A 20,825-nucleotide genomic window follows, 5' to 3' on the forward strand; every position below is an offset into this window, starting at 1 on the left:
CATTCCGAGATTTAGAGGATGCGGTGCGCCGTATGGGAGCGACATCTGTGCCTTTTCAGGCTACAAGCCGTGCCGCACCAATTGATCCCATCGATATTAAACTCGAGAGCGGCATCGAGCTGCCCGACCTAACCGAGGTTGAAACTGACAATGGCTTGCTCAGCTACAAAGGCCGGCAAATCCTGCTTTACATCCAGGACCACGCAGGAAACGTGCAACAGGCACTGATGGACGGAGAGAAGGGCAAAAAATTTCACATCGCTGATTGCCAGACGCTGGACAACATGCGGGAAAAAGGTCGTTTTGACCGTTACGTTGTAACCAATCGACTGGACGGGGTTTTCGTTATCAGTGGATACGACTACGAATCACGGGAACCGATCGAGGGCGAAACGAACCTCTGGGTGTGCAAGAACTGCCTGAAGCTTCTCAATTACAGAGGAGCAAACGCAAGCAGCCAGCGAAAACACCGCGTTGCGAGTGAATTCGACATTGGCGAGTTTTTCCTTACTTACAGTTCATTCTTCACACAAGTTCCACGGCGTAAGGCTGGCAACACTGCTGAGGAGGCGTATTCCAAGGACTGGCCGCAGGTGTCGGCGCGGGTCAAAGTCGAAATGAACATGACTTGCGAGCAATGCGGTGTAGCTTTGCAGAACTACAAGCACTTGTTGCACGTGCACCACCTCAATGGCGTAAAGGGAGACAACCGTAGGGAGAACTTGAAAGCGCTTTGCGTTTCTTGTCACCGCCTGCAGCCAGATCATGGGCAAATGCATGTGCCGCATAAGGATACGCAAACCATTAACCGTTTACGTCGGGACCAAGGTTTACTCCGCAAGTCCAGTTGGGACGAGGCATTGGAGTATTGCGATCCAGCCGTTCGCGGTTTGCTTGAGGGTTTTCGCGAAGCGGGCGGACAGCCGCCGGAAGTTGGGCTTGATATTGCTGACAGAGCGGGGGCAACCATCGGAACCTTGGAGCTGGCATGGCCGGCGGCCAAAGTAGGCTTGGCTATCGGCCAGGAAGACTGGGATGCGGTAGGAAACGCTGGTTGGGCGTTGTGGGAGATGGTTGAAGCTTTGAGTGATCTGCCAAGCTTTGTTGCCGCTACGCGGCGGAGGCGACGCTGATGCTTCCAGGTGTAGCTTCGATCGAACTGCGGCAGGCTATCCATGATTTTCTTCGTGCCGCTTTCCCAGTCGCAACTCCGTATTTTCAATCGGGACAAAATCAGCAGGCTTTGGTCGATGGGATCATTAACCGGCCAGGAGAACTCTTCAAAGGACCGTATTTAGATATCAAGCTGCCGTATCGGACAGCCGGTCGAAATGCGATACCGTTCCGCCATATCGAGCTGCCGTTTGATCCGTACCATCATCAACTCAAAGCGTTTCAGCGATTGACTGGAGAGGGCCGGAAATCGACCATCGTCGCAACGGGCACCGGCTCGGGCAAGACGGAGTGTTTCATGTTACCGGTGCTGGAAGACTGTCTTGAGCGTCGCGTGCCGGGTATCAAGACAATCATCGTATACCCAATGAATGCGTTGGCGACCGACCAGGCCCGGCGTTTCGCGGCGGAAGTCGCCAAGTTAGAAACCCGCCTAACGGTCGGGCTCTATGTCGGTGGCGAGCAAGTCAATGCCGCAACGACGATGGGGCCGAACAGCGTGATTACCTGCCAAAAGACAATGCGTCGCAATCCGCCGGATATCTTGCTAACAAACTACAAGATGTTGGACTTCTTGCTGATCCGGCCGAAAGACCGGGACATCTGGAAGCACAACGATGCGGGCATGCTGCGCTACCTGATTGTCGATGAGCTGCACACGTTCGACGGAGCGCAGGGCACAGACCTTGCGTGCCTGGTGCGCAGACTGCGACACCGTCTTCAAGCCGGTACAGAGCTGGCCTGTGTGGGCACGTCGGCGACAATGGGCCCGGAGTCCGCCGACGAGCTTTTGGAGTATGCAGGTCGAATCTTCGCGACTGATTTCGAGCAGGACGCGATAATTACTGAGGACAGGCTGTCCGCGGAGGAGTTTCTGCTGGGGTCAACGCAGGAAGAGCATCGCGAGGGTCAGGAAGCGATTGAATTTCATAGTTGGCCAGACCGCGACGTCAGGGGCCTGGAACCGGCGAGCTATAAGACCCAAGGTGACTACTTATTCCACCAGGCATACATTTGGTTTCCGGAACTGAGCGGGGACCGCGCGGCGGAGCTGCCCCCGCTCAATGCAACTGACTCTGCGAGACGGCGCGAAGCCAATTTGAGTCTTGCCGAGTTGTTACCGAAATTGCAGGCCTATCATGCGCTGATACGTGCGGCTGAGTCTCTAGTTGATCTAGGCGAGTTGGCTGCAGATTGGGCACAGCATCTACAGATGCCGTTGCCGAAAGCGGAGTTAGTCCTGATTAGCTTGTTGTCGCTAATTTCTGCTGCCAGACAGGCAAAAAAGGCGCCGGTCGAGTCAGATGCTGATTTGTCGCCATTGCTGCAAGTCCGTTTGCAACTATGGTTGCGCGAGTTGCGTCGCATGGTTTGTTCCGTGCCCGGAGACGACAGCGCACCTGAACTTAGGTTCTCGGATGACCTGAAAGACCCCAAAAATCCATTGCACCTACCGTTACTACATTGTCGGGAATGCCATTTGGCCGGTTGGGGAGCGGTGGCACAGAAGGGAGACAGTGAGCTCGACTGTGAACTGCAGTCTTTTTATCAACACTGGTTTGACGAGTCGCCGCAGGCGCGTCTCTTGGTGCCGCTTGCCCCTGATGAAGATGAACCCGGATTGGCAATGAAGTTCTGCACAAGTTGCCGACGAATGCAGTCTATCTCGAGTGAGCTCGACTGCAGTGCCTGTGGGTCGCCTGCTACCCGTAAAGTCTGGATGCCACCAATGTCGCGGACTTCCCGGCGCAATAGTCAAAGCCGGCTAGTTGGGCATCACGACTGTCCACAGTGTGATTCGCGGAATTCGCTGGCCGTTGTGGGCTATCGGGCCGCCACATTGGCTAGTGTCCTGAGCGGCCGCCTATTCACCACACCGTACAACGATGACTTCAAGCTAATTGCGTTCTCGGATTCGGTTCAGGATGCTGCGCATCGTGCAGGCTTTATCAGCGCAAACACCTGGCGCAATGTTGTGCGTCACGCAATGGCGAGTTGGCTAAATGGTCAGAATGGCCGGATTTCTTTGCAGGAAATGCGTGATCTCTTGCCGCAGCACTGGCGACATCGTCTCGGGAATGATGCTCGTTTCTGTGGGTTGTTCATCGCCCCCAACATGCAATGGCTGGCGAGCTACTACGCGCTTAAAGAGACTGGCAAATTGCCTGCGAGGTCCGACCTTGCCGACATGGTGTCGAAGCGACTGGCCTGGGAGTGCATTGCTGAGTTTGGGCGGCGTGGCAACTTCGGTCGCTCTCTAGAGAGGAGTGGGGTTGTCGCTGTTGGGGTCGACAGTGAACGGTTACGGCATGACCTGGCTACGTTTGTCGATAAGTTACGGGACGAGATCGAAGGGCTACGTGATCTGACAATTGATGCGTGTATGTACTTCGTGCTTGGTTGGTTTCAACACTTGCGATCAATTGGCGCGATTTACGACCCGGCGCTTAATGGTTACCTGGATGGAAAGGGCAACGAATTCATTCTGAACAAGCGCATTCCCTGGATGCCAAACTATGGCCGGTCAATACGACCTCCTGCCGCTATGTCGATGCAGCGCCTGAGCAGCAACTTCGAATCGCTATTGCAAAGCAAAGGCGACAGCTGGACTGAGCGGTGGTTGAAGAAGACGCTTGGTCGGGAAAATGTACTTGCTTCGGCCGAAGCGCCGCAAATTTTCACACTCTTGACGCGTTGCCTTACTCGGGCCGGCTGGCTGGTAGATCGAGAGATAGCAGATTCGGCAATCTGGATGTTGAATGCGGAACGCTTGTTACTGGATACACAAACCGCGGAGCTGCGCTGCTCTGATTGCCGACATTCCACCTATATCCCCGCCGAGGACGCCGGCGACTACCACGGCATGACCTGCTTGCGTGCGGGTTGCTTTGGAAGTTATCAGGACGCCGTGCGGGCACCGCGCTATCACGAATATGCAACAGCGGATCCACGGCGGCTAGTACCGGCAGAACACACCGGTCTATTGCCTCGAGACCAACGTGAGGCTGTCGAGGAATCGTTCATCAATGGTAGTGAACCCTGGGATATCAATATCTTGTCGGCAACACCGACCCTTGAGATGGGCATTGATATCGGAGCCTTGTCGTCGGTTCTTCTTTGTTCAGTGCCGCCCGCACAGGCAAATTACCTTCAACGGATCGGTCGTGCGGGCCGAAAGGACGGCAACGCGTTGTCGATTACTATCGCCAATGGCCGCAATCACGACCTTTACTTTTATAACGAGCCCATTGAGATGATGGCCGGCGCCATAGATACGCCCGGCGTCTTTCTCAAGGCCATGGCCGTCTTGTCACGGCAATTACTGGCGTTTGGTTTCGATAAATGGACTAACTCTGGAATAGCAGAATCCGCAATGCCTGGGCAGATGCGCAAGGTACTGGATGCGGTAGAGCACCAGCATCAAGACCAGTTTCCGTACACGCTAATCGGCTTTATCCATGCCAATCACTCATGGTTCATTGAGGAGTTCTTCTCACTTTTCCCCGATCTGGATGAGGATGCGCGCGACTATCTAAGGGAATACGTCCGCAATGACAACGATGGGGGCTTGTCCTATCGCCTGATTCTACGTTTGCAGGAGGTCGTCGACGAACGGAAGTCCTTGCTGAGGCGGACCAAGGAGCTCAAAAAGGAGCAGCAGCGATTGCAAACAATTCCGCAAGATGAATCCACTGCCGCTCTACTTGAGGACCTAGACCAAGAGCGCAGTGCATTGTTGTCGTTGTTGTACAGCATGAATACGCAATTGATGCTGAATTTCTTCACGGATGAAGGGTTGTTGCCAAACTATGCGTTTCCGGAGGAAGGGGTCACGTTACGTTCCGTCATACTGCGCTACAAATCAAAAGAGCAACGTGAAGACGGGGATTCTGCGTATGAGAAGTCGACTTACGTGTTTCAACGGCCAGCGCAGTCAGCTCTGAGTGAGCTTGCTCCCGAAAATCATTTCCTTGCGGTTAGTCACCGACTGCAAATAGACCAGGTTGACCTAAGCCTCTCGAAAGTCGAGCACTGGCGGTTTTGTGATCGTTGCCAATACAGCGCACGAGTTGATGTAGATGATCCGCACAGTGCCTGTCCCCGTTGCGGGAGCCCGCAGTGGACTGATGCAGGCCAGCGCCATGCCGTACTGCGCCTGCGGCAGGTGTACTCGACGGTCAACGATCGCGATAGTCGGATCGGGGATGAATCGGAGCAACGCGAGGCAAGTTTCTTCAATCGGCAGATGTTGGTCGATATTCCTCCAGATGCGGGAGCTGGCGGGTTTCGACTTAAAGGCGATGACCTTCCATTCGGCTTTGAATTTGTTCCGAAAGTCTTATTTCGCGAAGTGAATTTTGGCCTGCCCGATGGTGATGCTCATGTATTTTCGGTAGCAGGCAATGAGGTATCGAGAAAGGGTTTCCGAGTCTGCAAGCACTGCGGGAAAGTACAGAAGAAGCGGCCTCGAATTAATGAGGTTATGCACGGGTTCACTTGTAAGTTACGCAAAGACCCCACTTCTGAGGAGCCATCAGACTACCTCAACAGTTTGTACCTCTACCGAGAACTTACATCCGAGGCAATTCGAATCCTGCTGCCGCTTAGCGACGTGGCTTATTCAGACGAGGCACTTAACTCCTTCATTGCCGCGTTGAACCTGGGTCTGCAAGAGTACTTTCGCGGCGATGTGCAGCACTTGGAAATTACCGATATGCGCGAGCCCGCAAATGGCGCTTCATCGGAGCGGGTCTATTTGCTGATCTACGATCGCATTCCCGGCGGAACTGGGTATCTGAAAGAACTAATGCTGAAGCCATCCAAGTTGTTCCGCGTGCTGGAGCTTGCTCACAAAACGCTTACGGCTTGTGCTTGCGCGACGGACGAAGGAAAGGACGGTTGTTATAGCTGCATATTGCGCTATAGGGACAGCCGAAACATGGATACGATAACCCGCAAGGGTGCGATTGAGCTGTTGGGGCGAATTCTAGACAGGCAGGACGACCTTGAGCAGGTTCAGTCATTGTCCGAAATTAACACGAACGTGCTGATTGAGAGCCAACTTGAGCAGAACTTCATCGATGCGCTTGGCCGGCTTCCTAGAGCGCAGATGGCGAAGCACCTCGTTAATGGCAAGGCGGGACACTTGCTGACGCTAGATGCGGGTGATGGTGTATCAATTGCATGGTTGGTCGAACATCAGGTCATGGTTGGCCCCAGCGACGGCATCGCCCGACAAACAGAGATCGACGTCGTCTTGCGCCCGGCACGTGAAGATGATCGTAAGAAGTATCGACCAATTGCTGTGTACACCGACGGCTATGCATTCCACAGAGACATTGTTGACGAGGACGCTTGTAAGCGTCTGGCGTTATTGCGAAGCGGCCAATACTGGGTCTACACCTTGACGTGGCAGGACGTTCCGACGACGGGCAAGCCTGCGCCGCCAGTGGTTGGCGATGTTATGTCACTGACGCCCGCAGTTCCACAACTTGAGCGTGTCTTTGACGATCTCGCCAGCGCTGGCGGATGGCTCTCAGGCCGGTTGCACAAGAGCCAGAGTGCCCGCGGGGGAATGGAATGGCTGGCAGACTTACTGCGTAAACCCAAAAGTGCCGACGAGGCACTTCAGCAGAGGGCCGCGTGGCGTGCGTTCACCGCACTTCAACCGCAGGCCGCAGAAAACCTTGAACTAAAGGCTCAAGTACTTAACGAGGTACGCGAAGCAGCCCCCGAGTACGTGATTGACGCGATGGGTCTGGAAAATGAGCGAGCTGTTCCGGGGGGGCTGTTGAAATCACTGGAGACCGCGGTTGAGGGGCAAATGTTGGCAGTTTGCTTGGAGGCACCGGGTGGTTCGGTCGACCGGTTAGCCGAGCAGTTGGCCATACTTATTTGTCTCGATGATCGGGATCTAGCGGATAGTAAGGAAGGCCGTGATCGTTGGAGGGCATTCTGGCATGCAGCTAACCAGCTTCAATTCTTGCCACGGTTCTTGTTGGCAACCAACAACTCACTGGAGAGCGGATTAACAGCGCAGGTATGTCGGTTCGCCGATGATATAAGCAAGACCCAGAGTGAGAAGGTTGCGACGCCTGGCGAATCTGCATGGAGCATTTCGGTGAGGGACAGCGTCCTGAGTTCGGACTTTTTGAATGCGCTAGGCGAGCTCGGCCTGCCGGAACCTGAGGTGGGCTTGGATATAGAGGGACCAGACGGTGACATCGTTGTTAGTGGTGATGTGGCGGAACTGGTTTGGCGGACGCAAAAAGTCGTGATAGCCAATGACGCGATAGTTGAGTCTCTCGAGGGTTGGACGATACTCCATGCTAGTGATGAGACAGTGTCAATAATGAAGCAGTTGATTGATCAAGGTGCCTTCAAATGACCAAAGTACGAGTGGCCATTTCACAAGACTTCTTCACCGCATTTGCGAAAGTTCCGCGACAGCAGCAGAGGAAGATCAATGCGTTCGTGTCCAAGTTTCGGGCGAGTCCGACGGCACCGGGAATTAACTACGAGACGATAAACTCGGCGGCGAATCCGCGATTCCGGTCGGTGAGAATCGATCAGGACTACCGGGGAATTGTGTTGGCACCGGACGAGGGCAACATTTTCGTTTTGCTGTGGGTGGACAAGCACGATGATGCTTACGACTGGGCTCGGAAGCATCGCTGCCAGATTCATCCGGAAACTGGCAGCTTGCAACTGTATGAAGTGGTGCGCGGCGAGGCAGCGGCAAAAGCGGTTCCGGAAAAGGACGGTCAGAAAGCTGTAGCGCCACTATTTACGCTGCGAGACAGGGAATTACTTCGACTCGGAGTCCCTGACGAGCGGCTATCGTCTGTGAAGGCATTGCGCACTGTCGAGGAGCTTGAAGCTATCCAGGATTCGCTTCCAATAGAAGTCTTCGAGGCGCTCTATTTCATCGCAGATGGTGTTCACATCGACGAAGTGATGCAGGAGTATGGAAAGCCTGACGGGCCGGTAGTCAATGCTGACGATATAGCTGCGGCACTAGCGCGGCCTCAGTCGAAGCGTCGATTCCATGTGGTAGAGGACGAACTGGAGTTGCAGCAGATGCTGGAAGCTCCTCTTGAGCAATGGCGGGTATTTCTTCATCCAACGCAGAGAAAGCTGGTTGAACGTGACTGGAACGGGCCGGTGCGAGTTCTGGGTGGCGCTGGCACTGGGAAGACGGTCGTTGCAATGCACAGAGCTCGGTGGCTGGTGAAAGAGGTATTGGGTGACGATGAGAAGTTGCTATTTACAACATTCACCAAGAATCTGGCAATGGATATAGAAGCGAATCTTCGCAAGATTTGCTCTGCGCAGGAAATGAAAAAGATTGACGTTGTCCATATCGACGCCTGGGTTCATCGTCATTTGAAGAAGCTTTGTCGAGCTGAGCGAATCGTCTATTTTTCTCAAGATGTTTACGAAAAGTGCTGGAGAAAGGCTTTGCAACTTGCCGACTCTGAGCTCTCCATGCCCGACTCGTTCTACGAAGAGGAGTGGTTGCAGGTGGTTCTTCCTCAGCGAGTCCTAACGAAGGCGGATTACTTCCGTGCTAGCCGGGTAGGTCGAGGGGTTCCGCTATCTCGCAAGAATAGGGCGAAATTGTGGCCGGTGTTTGAGGAAGCACGATTTCAGCTACACAAGGCTGCTTTATTGACCCTGGAAGATGCGGTTTTCGCAATTCTCGATGAGATTGATGCGGGACACTCTGAGTTGCCCTATCAAGCCGCAGTTGTTGACGAGGCACAGGACTTTGGCTCCGAGACGATGAAGCTTGTAAGGGCCCTAGTGCCGGAGGGGAAGAACGATCTCTTCGTCGTTGGCGACGGGCATCAGAGAATCTACGGGCGGAAAGCCTCTCTTGCCAGCTGCGGAGTGAATATTCGAGGACGTGGTCGAAAACTTCGAATCAACTACCGTACTACAGAGGAGATTCGACGGTTTTCAACGGCGATCCTTGAAGGCGTGCCGATTGATGATTTGGACGGCGAGGCCGATGGTATGGCGGGCTATCGATCTCTAATTAAGGGAGAGCGTCCGGTCAGCAAGGGGTTCCCGGACAAGACAGCGGAAGCCAATTGGGTGGCCAATGAAATCGCGCGCCTTATCGAGAGCGGACTGGACTCCCAAAGCGTTTGCGTAGTCGCTCGAACTAAGACTTACCTTAAAGCGACTGGGGCAGCACTTGTCGAGCTGAATATCCCATGTCGCGAAGTAAGTAAGAGTACTGCGGACAACAGCCAACTAGAAGGGGTCCGCTTCGCCAATATGCATCGTATCAAGGGCCTTGAATTTCGTGTCGTGTTCATTGTGGGTGTGGCCGGTCACGTTCTGCCGCTGGCACAGGTGATGGCAAACACCGAAGATTCGACGGTGTTGCGAGCTCGTGAAATCAACGAGCGTGCGTTGTTCCACGTCGCAGGTACTCGTGCGATAGAGGGCTTGTACGTAACTTGGTATGGCGAGAAAAGCACGTTCCTTGGCGATGACTTGAATGAGTAAGGTCGGTGGTACTGACGAGGCAGCGTGTCCGGCTTTGCAATACCTGCGTCGGGTGGAATTGGAAGGGGCTGTTATTCGGTTTTGCCCTTGCGCAGTCGTATTATCGATCAGGTGCCGGCTGACGAGTAGGTTGCGACGGTTCGCGAACGTACGCTTGCCGTTAGATTGCTTTCAATTGCAGCAAGAGAATTATGACTCAAGTTTCAGTCAGAGACGAGATCATGCGTATGTTTTGGATCTATTGAAGATATTGGCATGATAAAAGCTGGAACCCACTGGGAAATCTATCGCCAGATTGCACCGTTTTTTGGGCGAACGGTGCCGGCTTCGTTTATTCAGCGTACTCATGAAATTATTCCCGCGGTGCAGCGGATTCACAGTTTGATTGAGGGGATATTCAAGCCCGCCGGTTCTTCCTATGCCTTGACCATCGCCAGTATGCTCAAGAACCCTTACGCGGATCAACTTGAGTTTAAACAAGATCGTACGTGGTCCTTTTCCTATTCACCTAAATCTGGCTCGCTCGATAGTGCAGCGAATAAGTCTCTATTTACCTGTATGAACGACAGGGAGCCCGTCCTAGTAATAAAACAACTTTCGGACAAAACGCACGCCCAAGGGGCCCGGTACAAAATACTTGGCCTCGGATATATTGAAGAGTTCGACAAGCAGAACAGGCTCTTTAGAATTGCAGAAATGACCATTGATGTATTTCAAGAGCGTGTCGATCCCGCATTGACACTGAGCGATGACTTGATCGACACCGCACTGCAACTAGAGGCGCTTGAAGCTTGGTCTCCGTTTGCGGCTGAAGACCGTGCTTTATACAAAGTTTCGAGAATAAAGCGAGATGCAGCTTTTCGAAGGATTGTACTCGAGAACTATGCCAACACTTGTGCAATCTCGCGCTCAGGTTTCGCTCTGGGAGACACCATAGAAGCGCAGGCCGCGCACATAATTTCCAAGGAAGTCAATGGAACCGATGATCCGCGCAACGGTGTAGCGATGAGTCACACTGTACATTGGGCTTTCGACAAAGGAATCTTCACGATTTCAGATCAATACGAAATCATTGTTCATCCTGAGGCCGGCTCAGCAACGCACCGAAATTTCAGCTTGCTTGACCTGGGTGGCCAACAAATATGCTTGCCAAAAGATGAGTCGTGTCTACCGCATTCCGAGGCATTGCTGTGGCACAGAGAAGAGGTTTTTGGAAGATTTCTCGGTCCGTAACAATGTATCGATAGCGAGTATTTGAATTGGGGAAGAATGACTACCGGTAGCATATGAGTGAGAGCGCGAAATATGGTGGAAATAAAGCGGCAGAAAGAACTAGTTACCGGGCACCTTGAGAAGGTGTCTGGCGATGTATTTGATCAGTATCCATCCGTAATTAGGGAGCTCATCCGCGGCAAGTCAGGCGTCTATGCTCTCTACAGGAACAATACGCTCTACTATGTTGGACTAGCGAAGAATCTGATGGGTCGGCCAAAACTCACATGCGTGATAGGCATCAGAAAAAGTGGAGTCGGTTCAGTGTCTATCTGACAGTTTATGATGGTCACATGAAAGAGCTTGAGTATCTGATGCTTTGGGTTCTGAAACCGCGTGGAAATAGGCAGAGCGTAAAGTTCATGGCATCTGATAACCTCCGCCAGCAGTTGAATCGCTCGATCAAAGTGCATGATGCAGATCGCCGCGCGCGCCTTTTGGGCGGTGGCCAAACTCGTTCACGAATTCGCGCAAGAGCGCAGACAGACGCGAGAAAAAATATTCTGGCAGGACCTCTTGATCGTGCAAAGACATTGCGTGGTTGGCACAATGGCTGGGAGTATACGGCGCGCCTACTAAGGAATGGCCGCATACGTTTTGATAGGGAGATCTATGACACACCAAGCGCTGCAGGGACTGCGACGAGAGGGTCCAGGACGAATGGGTGGTAATTTTGGCACTTCCGAAAGGAAATGGAGTGGATTCCGTTAAAGAGTTTAAAGCGGTGAACGGATTGTGGCGCATGGGATTCCTTTACGTGCTGCATAAACTTACGATGATCAACCAATAACATGCCTTTATGTTTCGCAATCAATCTGAATCACCGAACCAGACCGAAGCAGATTGCGCAGTCAACTGTTGATGCAATCGTCAAGCTAGGCGCTGACGTATTGGTGTTCAACGAGTATGTGCACCAAAACCCGGCAGACTCACTACCAAGCATGCTAGCAATAGCCGGGTTTACTTATTACTCGGTGTCGGCCAGTGAGGAATATCGGCCGGGGCGTTGGCACAATCAGATCTTGATTGCCTCGAATAGGCCTATTCTGAAAAGTGTCACTCCAGAGGACGGGCCGGATAGTATGTGCCGAACAAATACGCTCACTGTTCAAACACACGGACTGCAGATCACTGGTCTGCGCGTACCGGCTTATACCTCTGCTTTCGACTGGTATCGGTACTGGGAGTGGATGAATGAGGGAGTCAAAGGCGATCTCGCAATCGGAGACTTTAATGCAGATCCTAGTCGCAATCGGAAATGGGATCGTGTTCTGGATACGTTGGTTCGACGCGGGGGCTGGTCAAGGGCCGAGGTCGTTGGCAACTGGAGTTACCGAGGCAATAATGACTCAACCTCCCGGGTGGACCATGTGATTTCACGCGGAGATGCCATCGTTGATAACGCACGCTATGTCCGCGAACCATTCGTGCCAGATATCACCGATCATGCTGCCGTGCTTGCTGAGGTGAGTGTGAAGGAGAATACCGCGTAAAGGCTATATGCTTGCGCTTGACGCGAACTATGGGCCAGAAGAATATGACAAGAAACTTGGGCAAAATCTGAATGACGACTGGTCGCTTCGAGGTTATTCCTGGTAGGCACTGTACTTAGAACCTCTGCAACTTTAAAGTTCGCGTCAAGCGGTGCGGTAGCTTCAATAAGCTGCATGTCGTAAAGATCTCTGAGGATTTTTTCTTTGAGGGAAGAATTATTGATCGGCGAGATTTGAAGAACGGCGCAGGCAATTTCGCGTTAGTAAGATTCGACGATCGGAAGTCGGGCGACGAATGAGGGCAGGTAATTGATGGCGGCGCTAACGATTAGGGTGTTCTTAATTAAGGGCGACCCCGACGGAATTCGAACAGCAGAAATCTCAAGCTGGTCAGGTAAGGCCGTGGCAGGCCCGAGGTCAGATCTTGCGTCTTTGCTTGCCCGTCCAGAGTTGGATGGCCCTGGGCTCTACATATTAGCCGGTGAGGACCCAGAGTCAGACCATAGGGCGCTTTATATCGGCGAAGCCGAGTCAGTCAAGAAGCGACTCCCCAGTCATTCTTCTAAAGACTACTGGTCCCAGGTGTGCGTGTTTACGGTGAAAGACGACAGTCTTACCAAGGCGCATGTTAAGTACCTTGAGGGCCGACTCATTGAACTGGCACGCGGAGCCAATATGGCGTGCATCATGAATTCGCAGTCGAGCAGTTCCCGACTTCCCGAAGCGGACGCGGCAGAGATGGATGTCTATTTTCAAAAGATGCTCCAGTTGCTCCCGATTCTGGGGTTCGATGAGTTCAAAAAGTTTGGTGGTGTGCAAGTTGACTCACCGGAGCTCTTCTGCGAGATAAAAGGTCTTGTTGCAAGAGGGAGAAGAACATCCAGCGGATTCGTTGTTTACAAAGGTTCGCAAGCAGTTTTGAAAGTCCGCGCTTCTGGTAAGAATTCGGCCATTCGTCGAGATCGGCTTCTTGACAGCGGCGTGCTCCGCCAGGCTGATGGCTTCCTTGAGTTTACGCGTGACTGTGAATGCTCCAGCCCTTCTTGGGCTGGGTCAGTAGTACGCGGCGGTAGCACGAACGGCCTGACGAGCTGGAAAACGAGCGACGGGAAATCTCTGAAAGAGCTGGAAGAGATAGCGCAAATGTAAAGTAAGCTCGGGGTCAGTTACACAGCTTGAACGTCAATCATTCACGCCAGTGAGTACCGGCAATGATCAGCAATAATCCAAATAAGAAGCGGGCATCGCGTGTTGCAGAGAGAATCAATAAGCGACTTGGCGCCGATTGACTTTAACGTCGGTGATAATGGGCGGCGAGATGACGATTACGATCACAACGCAGGAAGTGCACACCTGGAAAAAGCGAATGCAACGGGCCGGGCTCAAGGGCTCGACATATTTTTGCCAAGAAGGCGGTAAAGTATGGGTTTCAGCTTCCGTTGACGATAAGCCGATCTGCCGGTCCATCTTAGGTACTCCAAGCAAAGACATCGGATTAACTAGCTATATTTGTTGGGACGACGTTAGCGCTACAGACTTGGTTGAAATCCTCCATCAAATAGAAATTCCCTAAAGGTGACTAATCCATCGAAGGCGGCCCACCTCTCAAAATCCCGCCTGATCTCCGCCTGGCAATGCCCCAAGCGCCTGCACCTCGAGCAGTACCACCCGGAGCTGGGCGAAACCTCATCCGGAAGGGAGGCCCTCTTCGCCACCGGCAACCAGGTCGGTGCGATTGCCCAGGATTTGTACGGCAACAACTACTCAATCGAAATCCCCTACGACAAAGGCCTGACCGCTGCACTCCAGCAAACCACCCAGCTCCTCACCTCCAATTTCCACCACCCACTCTTCGAAGCCACACTCCATCACGACGGCGTTCTCGTTCGCGTCGATGTCCTTCTCCCGGATGGCGATCACTGGCGTGCTATCGAGATCAAAGCCAGTGCCTCCGTCAAAGACGTGCACATCATCGATTGCGCCATCCAGTATTGGGTCCTGCGTGGTCAGGGTGTTGAGCTTTCATCCATCTCCATCGGTCATATCAACAATCAGTTCGTCTACCAGGGTGACGGCAACTACGACGGCCTCATCACCGAAGTCGACGTCACCGAACGCGTCCTCGAACGATTGCACGAGGTACCGGATCTAATCGCAAAGGCGAGGGCAGCGCTCAGTGGCGGTGTGCCCGACGTTGCCGTGGGTGCTCATTGCAGCAGTCCCTACGACTGTCAGTTTCAGTCACATTGCTGGCCGATGGATACCGAGTATCCGCTGACCGGCTTGCGTGGCGGCAAGGACAAACTGGGCGCATTGGTCGCGGCCGGCTACCGGGATATTCGGGACCTGGGTCCGGCGACCGACGAACTCAGCAGTGTTCAGAAGCGTATCTACCGCGTGACCTGCACGGGCGAGGCGGAAGTGCGCGGCGGTGCCCGCAAGGCCATCGCGGCCCTTGGCTTTCCGCGTTACTACCTCGACTTCGAGACCATCGCACCCGCCGTGCCGATCTGGGCGGGTACCCGGCCTTACGCCGCCGCGGCCGTGCAGTGGTCTTGTCACATCGAGGAAGCCGATGGCGTTATTCGGCACGAGGAGTTTCTTGATCTCTCCGGCGAGCCGCCGATGCGGCCCTTGGCCGAGAGTTTGATCTCGTGCCTCGGCACGGACGGGCCGGTCCTGATGTACACGAGTTACGAGCGGACGGTAATCAACGGGCTGGCGAGATTGTTTCCCTATCTGGCTGATGAGTTGCGTGCGATTGCAGACCGGCTCGTTGACTTGTACCCCATCGTCAAGAACCACTACTACCACCCGAAGATGCTGGGGTCGTGGTCGATCAAGGCAGTGTTACCGGCAATGGTGCCGGGGATGAGTTACGCCGGGCTCGAAGGGATCAACGAAGGCATGGGCGCGGCAGATGGCTTTCTTGAGGCAATCAATCCCGCGACGGACTGTGCGAGGAAGCAGGAGCTTCAAGAGCAGCTATTGCGGTACTGTCGGTTTGATACGGAGGCGATGGTAGAGATTGTGCGGTTTTTCGAAAAAAGTTGGGACAGTGACTGATTTCGATCGGCGACCAGAGTTATAGCGGCCGCAGCGTACGAAACTGGTCACTGTCCCCGATCTATTAAGCTGCCGCTGACTTCTTGCTAGCAACCTTTACAGGTGCCGCCTTCTTTCTGCGGACGGGTGCCGTTTTCTTGGTCGCTGTTTTCTTGGCGACTTTCTTCTTAGCTACCTTTTTCTTAGTAACTTTCTTTTTGGCCACTTTTTTCTTTGCTTTCTTTTTCGCTGCCGGTTTTGCGCTAAATTTCTTGCTGATTTTTTTCAGCGCGCGATCAATGTGCAGCGCATGCGATAAATGATCGCGGGCGCTTGCCAGGTCGGTTCTTACCGGCTCGAGGTCTTTACGCAGTTGCGCGGCATCCGCTCGCGCAGTAGCCAGCACTTCTTTGAGGTTGCTCATTTGCTTCTTCAGGTCTTTATTCGCTTTGGCCGCGGACGTCTTTGCGAGGCGTTCAGCCTTCTTTTTCAGGTCGGCACGTGCTTTCTGAGCGCGCTTATTGGCCCGCGCCAAATCTTTGCTCAGCGACTTGCGACGGCGGTCGAGCTCTTTGGTTGCGCGCTGCGCCATCGTTAAGAATTGTTTCTTGGTTTGCGCCAGGTTCTTTTCTATTTCGTTAAGTTCTTTTGTCATGGTGGAATCCATAGATAATGCGAAGTTGCATTGCAAAACAATATCATGGATGTCAGTTCAAATATATTTCGAACGACTGTACGAAGTACTAAGCAGATTGAAAAGTCGCATGCGGCGTTCACTGGTGTCGTGCCCTACGTTGCCGTTAGTGCCCGTTGCAGATGTACACGAGTGTGCAGTGGAAGGTGATCAACGGGCTGGCCAGTTTGTTTCCGGCTTTGGACTAAGCATTGCATGTGGTTTTAGTGTCGTGCGGAGCGAGCCGGCAGACGCAACGTGCTGATCCTTGTTTTCTTACTTCCCGATGTTGGTCGATACTTCCCTGCAAAGATCGCCGCTGCAGCTAATTTCCTGCAAAGAACCGCGGATCATTTTCATGATCACCAATGTCACCCAGATACCGATGAGCATAGCCACGAAAGCCGGCAGGGCATGCGGTGACATACCCGGAATCGCGTTCAGCAGGAGAACGTCGTTGCCGCCTGGCACAGAGGCCGCGCCCAAACCCATCAAGAGCCCTCCGGCAAAATAGCCCAGCCATGCAGACCGTGGCCGCCAGGAAAGCAAAAATCGGCCGCTGAACAGGGAAGCGACGAGTACGCCCAGCAACAGCGCGGCGAACAGTCCCCAAAGTAGCGCGATGGACGGGACGGCAGCGCTGGCGGGTGTGGCAAGTTCGGTAATACTGCGGCGCAGCGTGTGCGTGTACGACCAGGTGCCGAGGAAAGCGTACAGGATGCCATTGCTGACTCCGATCACAGCCGCAGCCGTGGACAAACGCAGTTGTGGCGCAAGCCAGCGCTCTCGCCAAGCCATGTGCCTCGTCGTTCGTATCAGCCTTACGCTTTCCCAAAGCATCCACAGCGTCACGATGATGCCCAGTACCGTCGCGGCGCTGTCGCTCAAGCTGAGCAACGGCTCGGCCGGAGAGTGCAACAGTCCCTCGATGCGCATGCTGCTCAATGCATAAAGCCACATACCCGCGGCGATACCGGCAAGCGTTCCGGCCATGCCGAGGTTGCCGTTGCCGAGGCGTGTCAGTGTGGATATCGCGCAGCCGCCATTAAAGACGGCACCAATCCCGAACAGAATTCCGCCTAAAAGGCTGCTCCAGACGAGCGCATAAGTTTGCGCAGCCAGCGGTGCCGATGTCCGCGACCACGAGATCCAGACCGTTATGCCGATAACCCAGGCGATGGTCTTCACGAAGCTGCCCAGCATGTAGGCGCGGCGGGTCGTGAGGATTTCTGCGACCGCTTTTACCGTGCACATACTCGCGCGGTTGGCGAAATAGCCCACCAAACCGGCGAGCGTCAGAAAGACTATCCAGCTTGGGTAGTTCATTGCCTATCGATGCAGCGGACTCGGACGTCCGTTGCGGCCGGCGGTGCATCCGGCGTTGCGCGCATTACTTATTCTTCGTCATCGAGCACTTCGCGCAGCGTTTTACGAATTTCGGCCGCCCAATACATGGCGAGATAGGACGCACGTGTTCTGTGACCCGATGCCTCGGCTGTGTCCGGCGGCTCGATTGATGGGAGGTTGTACAGGTTGAAACGAACCTTCATATTGCGATCAACGATGAGCACACCCGGGGTACCCCATACGTTGTACAGACCGGCAGTTTCCTCAGCGTTCGGTATCAGGGTGAAATCATAGCCGGCCTTTTGGAGGAGCGTAGCCGGGTCACCCTCATCGTCCCGAAAGTTCATAGCCAGTACCTTCATGCGCTCGCCATTCTCAAAGCGCATGCTTTGCAGGTGCGGCATCAATGCTTCGCAATAAGGACACCACGACGCCCAGAAAAACAGAACCACCGGCTGTTCCGCAACGGCTTCGCTGAGCGTGATGGATTCACCCTCGGCAGAAACCAAGGTCCAGTCCGCTGCTGTATCGCCAACAACGGGTTCCGCGGCTGCGGCGAAACTGCTGGCTGCCAGCACCAGGATGAGTGAAATCGCGGCGAGTGTTATGCGCATCGTTGGAGTGTCCCTTTAGATTCCGGAATGGCTTTGTACCCTACAAGACCTGTTGAGAGGTCACATTATTACGGCTGGGCGTCGTCTCTGGGTGCTGCTATTGACCTGTCGTTCGTCCAAACCCCATGCATGCGACCCTTTCGGAGGCCGACATCCGTGAGGTGTGTTGCGGACCACCGAGAGGTGTCCTGATCGGTCGAAGAATGCGATACCTAGAAGAGCAGTTGTTGCGGTATTGCCGGTTTGATAGGCAGGCGTAGGTGGGAATTGTGAGGAACTTCAGTGATCCGTCCGAATTCGACAATATCTGGCCGAAACGGTTAAGTCCGCACCATGCGCATTGGGTCTGGAGAGAAAGGGGCAGATCCTTACTTTTGAGTCGGTGCAAATGCCTAGGGTGTTCGCGCGCGCCCGGAATATTGAGTCGATTTTGACGAATTGGACACAGCAAACGGGTGGAGCCGCTAGTAGCTTACGGTTTGCAGCACCATTCGTCCTTGATCTCATATAGGCGCAATTAGATGAATGAGACTTTGATAGTGATCATCTGCATCGCGGTCTTTCTGGTAGTAGTTATGGCTACGAAGAAGGGCCGGCGATCACAGTTTCCTGACTACACACTCAAGCGATCATTGCTAACGAAAGCAGAACGATCGTTCTACGGCGTACTCTCAAAAGCAGTGGGCAATGATTACGATTTATTTGCCAAAGTGAGAGTGGCTGATGTCGTCGGGCCCAAGAAAGGGCTGTCGAAAAGTGCCTGGTTCTCCGCGTTCAATCGGATTTCCGCCAAGCACTTCGACTTCGTCCTGTGCGACCCGGGTGACTTAGGCGTCAAGATCGTCATTGAACTCAATGACAGCTCGCATCGTCGTAACGACCGAGTGCGGCGCGATGAGTTTGTCAGGCATGTATGCAGCAGTGCGTCTCTTCGGCTCATTGAGATTGACGTAAAGGCAGGCTATGCAGTTGACCGAATTCGCTCAATTATTGCCGGACAAATTGGTAATAGTGATGGCACTGCCATTAACTATGAGCGAGCTGACGGCCGACGAGAGCCAACGATTTCGTAGTGTCCGCGTAGTGAATTTCCTTCGACCTGGTAGAAACTGCAATCGTCGCGGAACCGAGAAAGGGCCTTCCCTGCGTCCGAGAGAGATATTGCTTACTCCACCGGCTTGCTCTGATCCAGCAAATCTGCGCCGCCTTCCTGCTCGCGTTCTTCGGAGATCATCTTTTCCATGTGCTCATCAGGGCGGGTATCCAGTGCCGCTTCGGAGGCGGCGGGTTTAGCCACTCTCGACGATTCGGATATTTTCATTCTTGAGGTGGAATCCAGGCCAATCGCCGACGCTGAGTCATCGAACCGCACCCGGTAGATAGGCTCAGGCAATGTAAAGCCCTTGGCTTCCAGTGCATCTTTCGCCGCGCGTATCGCCAGGCTACGGCCGCGGCCGAAGTCGGTTTCTTTTTGATCCAGCCATGCGCCGAACCAGATGACGATATTGGAGTCGCCCACTGATTCAATTTTGGCGGACGGGCTGGGTTCTTTCAGAACAAAATCCAGTTCTTCGATCGCGGCGACGCCGGTGTTGATCGCTGCCAGCGGATCGTCGTTTGCGTCAACACCAAGCTCGAAGGTAAAGCGGCGTTCGGGGTTGCGCGTGTAATTAAGGATCACCGCCTTAAAAACGTCAGAGTTGGGGATGCGCAGGTGATTGCCATCCGTGGTCATCAGGATAGTGGCGCGAGAGGTCAGGCGTACAACGATACCTTCGTGTTGATTCACCACGACGTGATCGCCGGCGCGAAATGGTTGGCGCAAGCTGAGCATGATGCTGGAGATGTAATTTTCCAGCGTGTCGCGCACCGCAAAACCAATGGCAAGACCGATCACACCGGCGCCACCGAGTATCGTGCCGATCAAAGCGGACGCGCCCATCAGGTCAAGCGCAATAACCAGCCCGATCACGAATGCGATGATACGCACGGCCTGCGCCATCAAGTCGCCGAGGAAAGGGTTTGGTGCAATCCGGTACCAGAGCGATTGCCAGCGTGCGAGGCGATGACCGAGCCAGGCCACTACAACCAGAATCGTCAAGGCTATGGCCAGCAGTGGCAAGGCGCGTTGGAAATCGCGCGCACTCTGTTTCAGGTCGTTTACAACCGGTGTGAGGTTGTCTTCAATATCCAGGGTGCGTGCAATGTCATCTTCGAGTGTGACTACACCTGCTACGCGTTCGGCCAGTTCCACTGCTCGACGGGCTTGTGCCTCGTTGGCCGTTTGGCCGCCTAAAGTGACAACACCTTCCTGAACTTCGACAGAGACTTCTTCCAGCGAGTCAATCTGCGAGTAGATTTTCTCAATGCGTTGCTGGATAGCATCGTCGCGAGTTTCCGTCGCATCGACATCAATGACGCGTTGCTCGACCTCTGGCTGGGTTTCTGCGCTTTGTTGCGCTGACGCAGAAAGTGCCCAGACGCCAATGAGGCTGGCGATCATCAGTCTGTGCGCGAATCGAACGGGCATATTGCAAACTCCGACAGCGAGTGGGTACGAATCGTCCTCAGTCTACCTTGCTGCGCGATCGTGCGTCACGGATAGCGCGGGATGGCCGAAGTTGGTGCGACAGAACGATGTGGTGCGCGGAGCAGCGCAATATGGACCCATACCTGGCCATATCGGGC

The 20,825-nt window shown here is 53.9% G+C and carries 12 protein-coding genes; 8 read left to right on the forward strand and 4 right to left on the reverse strand.

All coding sequences use genetic code 11. The features are described 5' to 3' along the window. Window positions 1–32: 32 nt before the first annotated feature. From AC0L8N_RS14735 to AC0L8N_RS14765, 7 genes are all read left to right on the forward strand, one after another. The gene (locus AC0L8N_RS14735; protein WP_473668502.1) at window positions 33–1,133 is read left to right on the forward strand and encodes an HNH endonuclease; all 1,101 of its coding nucleotides are present in this window, start codon (window positions 33–35) and stop codon (window positions 1,131–1,133) included. Continuing rightward, window positions 1,133–7,561 carry a DEAD/DEAH box helicase gene (locus AC0L8N_RS14740; protein ID WP_473668504.1) on the forward strand — a complete coding sequence of 2,143 codons (6,429 nt, stop codon included), beginning with the start codon at window positions 1,133–1,135 and terminating at the stop codon, window positions 7,559–7,561. Before AC0L8N_RS14735 ends, AC0L8N_RS14740 begins: the two co-directional genes overlap by 1 nt. Beyond that, entirely contained in the window at window positions 7,558–9,693 is a 2,136-nt protein-coding gene (locus AC0L8N_RS14745; RefSeq protein WP_473668506.1) for a UvrD-helicase domain-containing protein, read from the forward strand. The genes AC0L8N_RS14740 and AC0L8N_RS14745 overlap by 4 nt, the downstream gene beginning before the upstream one ends. A gap of 255 nt (window positions 9,694–9,948) precedes the next feature. After that, on the forward strand, window positions 9,949–10,926 hold the full coding sequence (locus AC0L8N_RS14750; protein WP_473668508.1) for an HNH endonuclease: 978 nt from the start codon (window positions 9,949–9,951) through the stop codon (window positions 10,924–10,926). A gap of 830 nt (window positions 10,927–11,756) precedes the next feature. Further along, window positions 11,757–12,458 carry an endonuclease/exonuclease/phosphatase family protein gene (locus AC0L8N_RS14755; RefSeq protein WP_473668510.1) on the forward strand — a complete coding sequence of 234 codons (702 nt, stop codon included), beginning with the start codon at window positions 11,757–11,759 and terminating at the stop codon, window positions 12,456–12,458. Between the two features lie 312 nt (window positions 12,459–12,770). Further along, on the forward strand, window positions 12,771–13,607 hold the full coding sequence (locus tag AC0L8N_RS14760) for a GIY-YIG nuclease family protein (RefSeq protein WP_473668512.1): 837 nt from the start codon (window positions 12,771–12,773) through the stop codon (window positions 13,605–13,607). Between the two features lie 426 nt (window positions 13,608–14,033). After that, on the forward strand, window positions 14,034–15,524 hold the full coding sequence (locus tag AC0L8N_RS14765; RefSeq protein ID WP_473668514.1) for a DUF2779 domain-containing protein: 1,491 nt from the start codon (window positions 14,034–14,036) through the stop codon (window positions 15,522–15,524). Window positions 15,525–15,588: 64 nt separating this feature from the next. Here the strand turns inward: AC0L8N_RS14765 and AC0L8N_RS14770 are convergent, their stop codons facing one another. The 3 genes from AC0L8N_RS14770 to AC0L8N_RS14780 all read right to left on the reverse strand — a co-directional run bounded on the left by AC0L8N_RS14770 (window position 15,589) and on the right by AC0L8N_RS14780 (window position 18,137). Continuing rightward, window positions 15,589–16,158 (reverse strand): hypothetical protein, encoded by a 570-nt coding sequence (locus tag AC0L8N_RS14770; RefSeq protein ID WP_473670258.1) that lies wholly within the window; start codon window positions 16,156–16,158, stop codon window positions 15,589–15,591. 294 nt (window positions 16,159–16,452) lie between these two features. Then, window positions 16,453–17,502 carry a YeeE/YedE thiosulfate transporter family protein gene (locus tag AC0L8N_RS14775; protein WP_473668516.1) on the reverse strand — a complete coding sequence of 350 codons (1,050 nt, stop codon included), beginning with the start codon at window positions 17,500–17,502 and terminating at the stop codon, window positions 16,453–16,455. Window positions 17,503–17,570: 68 nt separating this feature from the next. Beyond that, window positions 17,571–18,137 (reverse strand): TlpA family protein disulfide reductase, encoded by a 567-nt coding sequence (locus AC0L8N_RS14780; protein ID WP_473668518.1) that lies wholly within the window; start codon window positions 18,135–18,137, stop codon window positions 17,571–17,573. Window positions 18,138–18,658: 521 nt separating this feature from the next. Between AC0L8N_RS14780 and AC0L8N_RS14785 the strand changes: the two genes are divergently transcribed. Then, window positions 18,659–19,210 carry a DUF2726 domain-containing protein gene (locus AC0L8N_RS14785; RefSeq protein WP_473668520.1) on the forward strand — a complete coding sequence of 184 codons (552 nt, stop codon included), beginning with the start codon at window positions 18,659–18,661 and terminating at the stop codon, window positions 19,208–19,210. A gap of 92 nt (window positions 19,211–19,302) precedes the next feature. Here AC0L8N_RS14785 and AC0L8N_RS14790 read toward each other — a convergent pair whose 3' ends face one another. Then, window positions 19,303–20,667: a mechanosensitive ion channel domain-containing protein gene (locus AC0L8N_RS14790; protein WP_473668522.1), complete on the reverse strand. Its 1,365-nt coding sequence runs from the start codon at window positions 20,665–20,667 to the stop codon at window positions 19,303–19,305. Between the last annotated feature and the right edge of the window lie 158 nt (window positions 20,668–20,825).

The sequence above is a fragment of the Woeseia sp. D3-10 genome (assembly GCF_055809415.1).

Bases quoted from the DNA above. Each gene is read 5' to 3' on its own strand.
- AC0L8N_RS14780 (WP_473668518.1), bottom strand. From the start codon at position 18,137: ATGCGCATAACACTCGCCGCGATTTCACTCATCCTGGTGCTGGCAGCC.
- AC0L8N_RS14740 (WP_473668504.1), top strand. From the start codon at position 1,133: ATGCTTCCAGGTGTAGCTTCGATCGAACTGCGGCAGGCTATCCATGAT.
- AC0L8N_RS14735 (WP_473668502.1), top strand. From the start codon at position 33: ATGGGAGCGACATCTGTGCCTTTTCAGGCTACAAGCCGTGCCGCACCA.
- AC0L8N_RS14770 (WP_473670258.1), bottom strand. From the start codon at position 16,158: ATGACAAAAGAACTTAACGAAATAGAAAAGAACCTGGCGCAAACCAAG.
- AC0L8N_RS14790 (WP_473668522.1), bottom strand. From the start codon at position 20,667: ATGCCCGTTCGATTCGCGCACAGACTGATGATCGCCAGCCTCATTGGC.
- AC0L8N_RS14775 (WP_473668516.1), bottom strand. From the start codon at position 17,502: ATGAACTACCCAAGCTGGATAGTCTTTCTGACGCTCGCCGGTTTGGTG.
- AC0L8N_RS14750 (WP_473668508.1), top strand. From the start codon at position 9,949: ATGATAAAAGCTGGAACCCACTGGGAAATCTATCGCCAGATTGCACCG.
- AC0L8N_RS14785 (WP_473668520.1), top strand. From the start codon at position 18,659: ATGAATGAGACTTTGATAGTGATCATCTGCATCGCGGTCTTTCTGGTA.
- AC0L8N_RS14745 (WP_473668506.1), top strand. From the start codon at position 7,558: ATGACCAAAGTACGAGTGGCCATTTCACAAGACTTCTTCACCGCATTT.
- AC0L8N_RS14755 (WP_473668510.1), top strand. From the start codon at position 11,757: ATGCCTTTATGTTTCGCAATCAATCTGAATCACCGAACCAGACCGAAG.
- AC0L8N_RS14760 (WP_473668512.1), top strand. From the start codon at position 12,771: ATGGCGGCGCTAACGATTAGGGTGTTCTTAATTAAGGGCGACCCCGAC.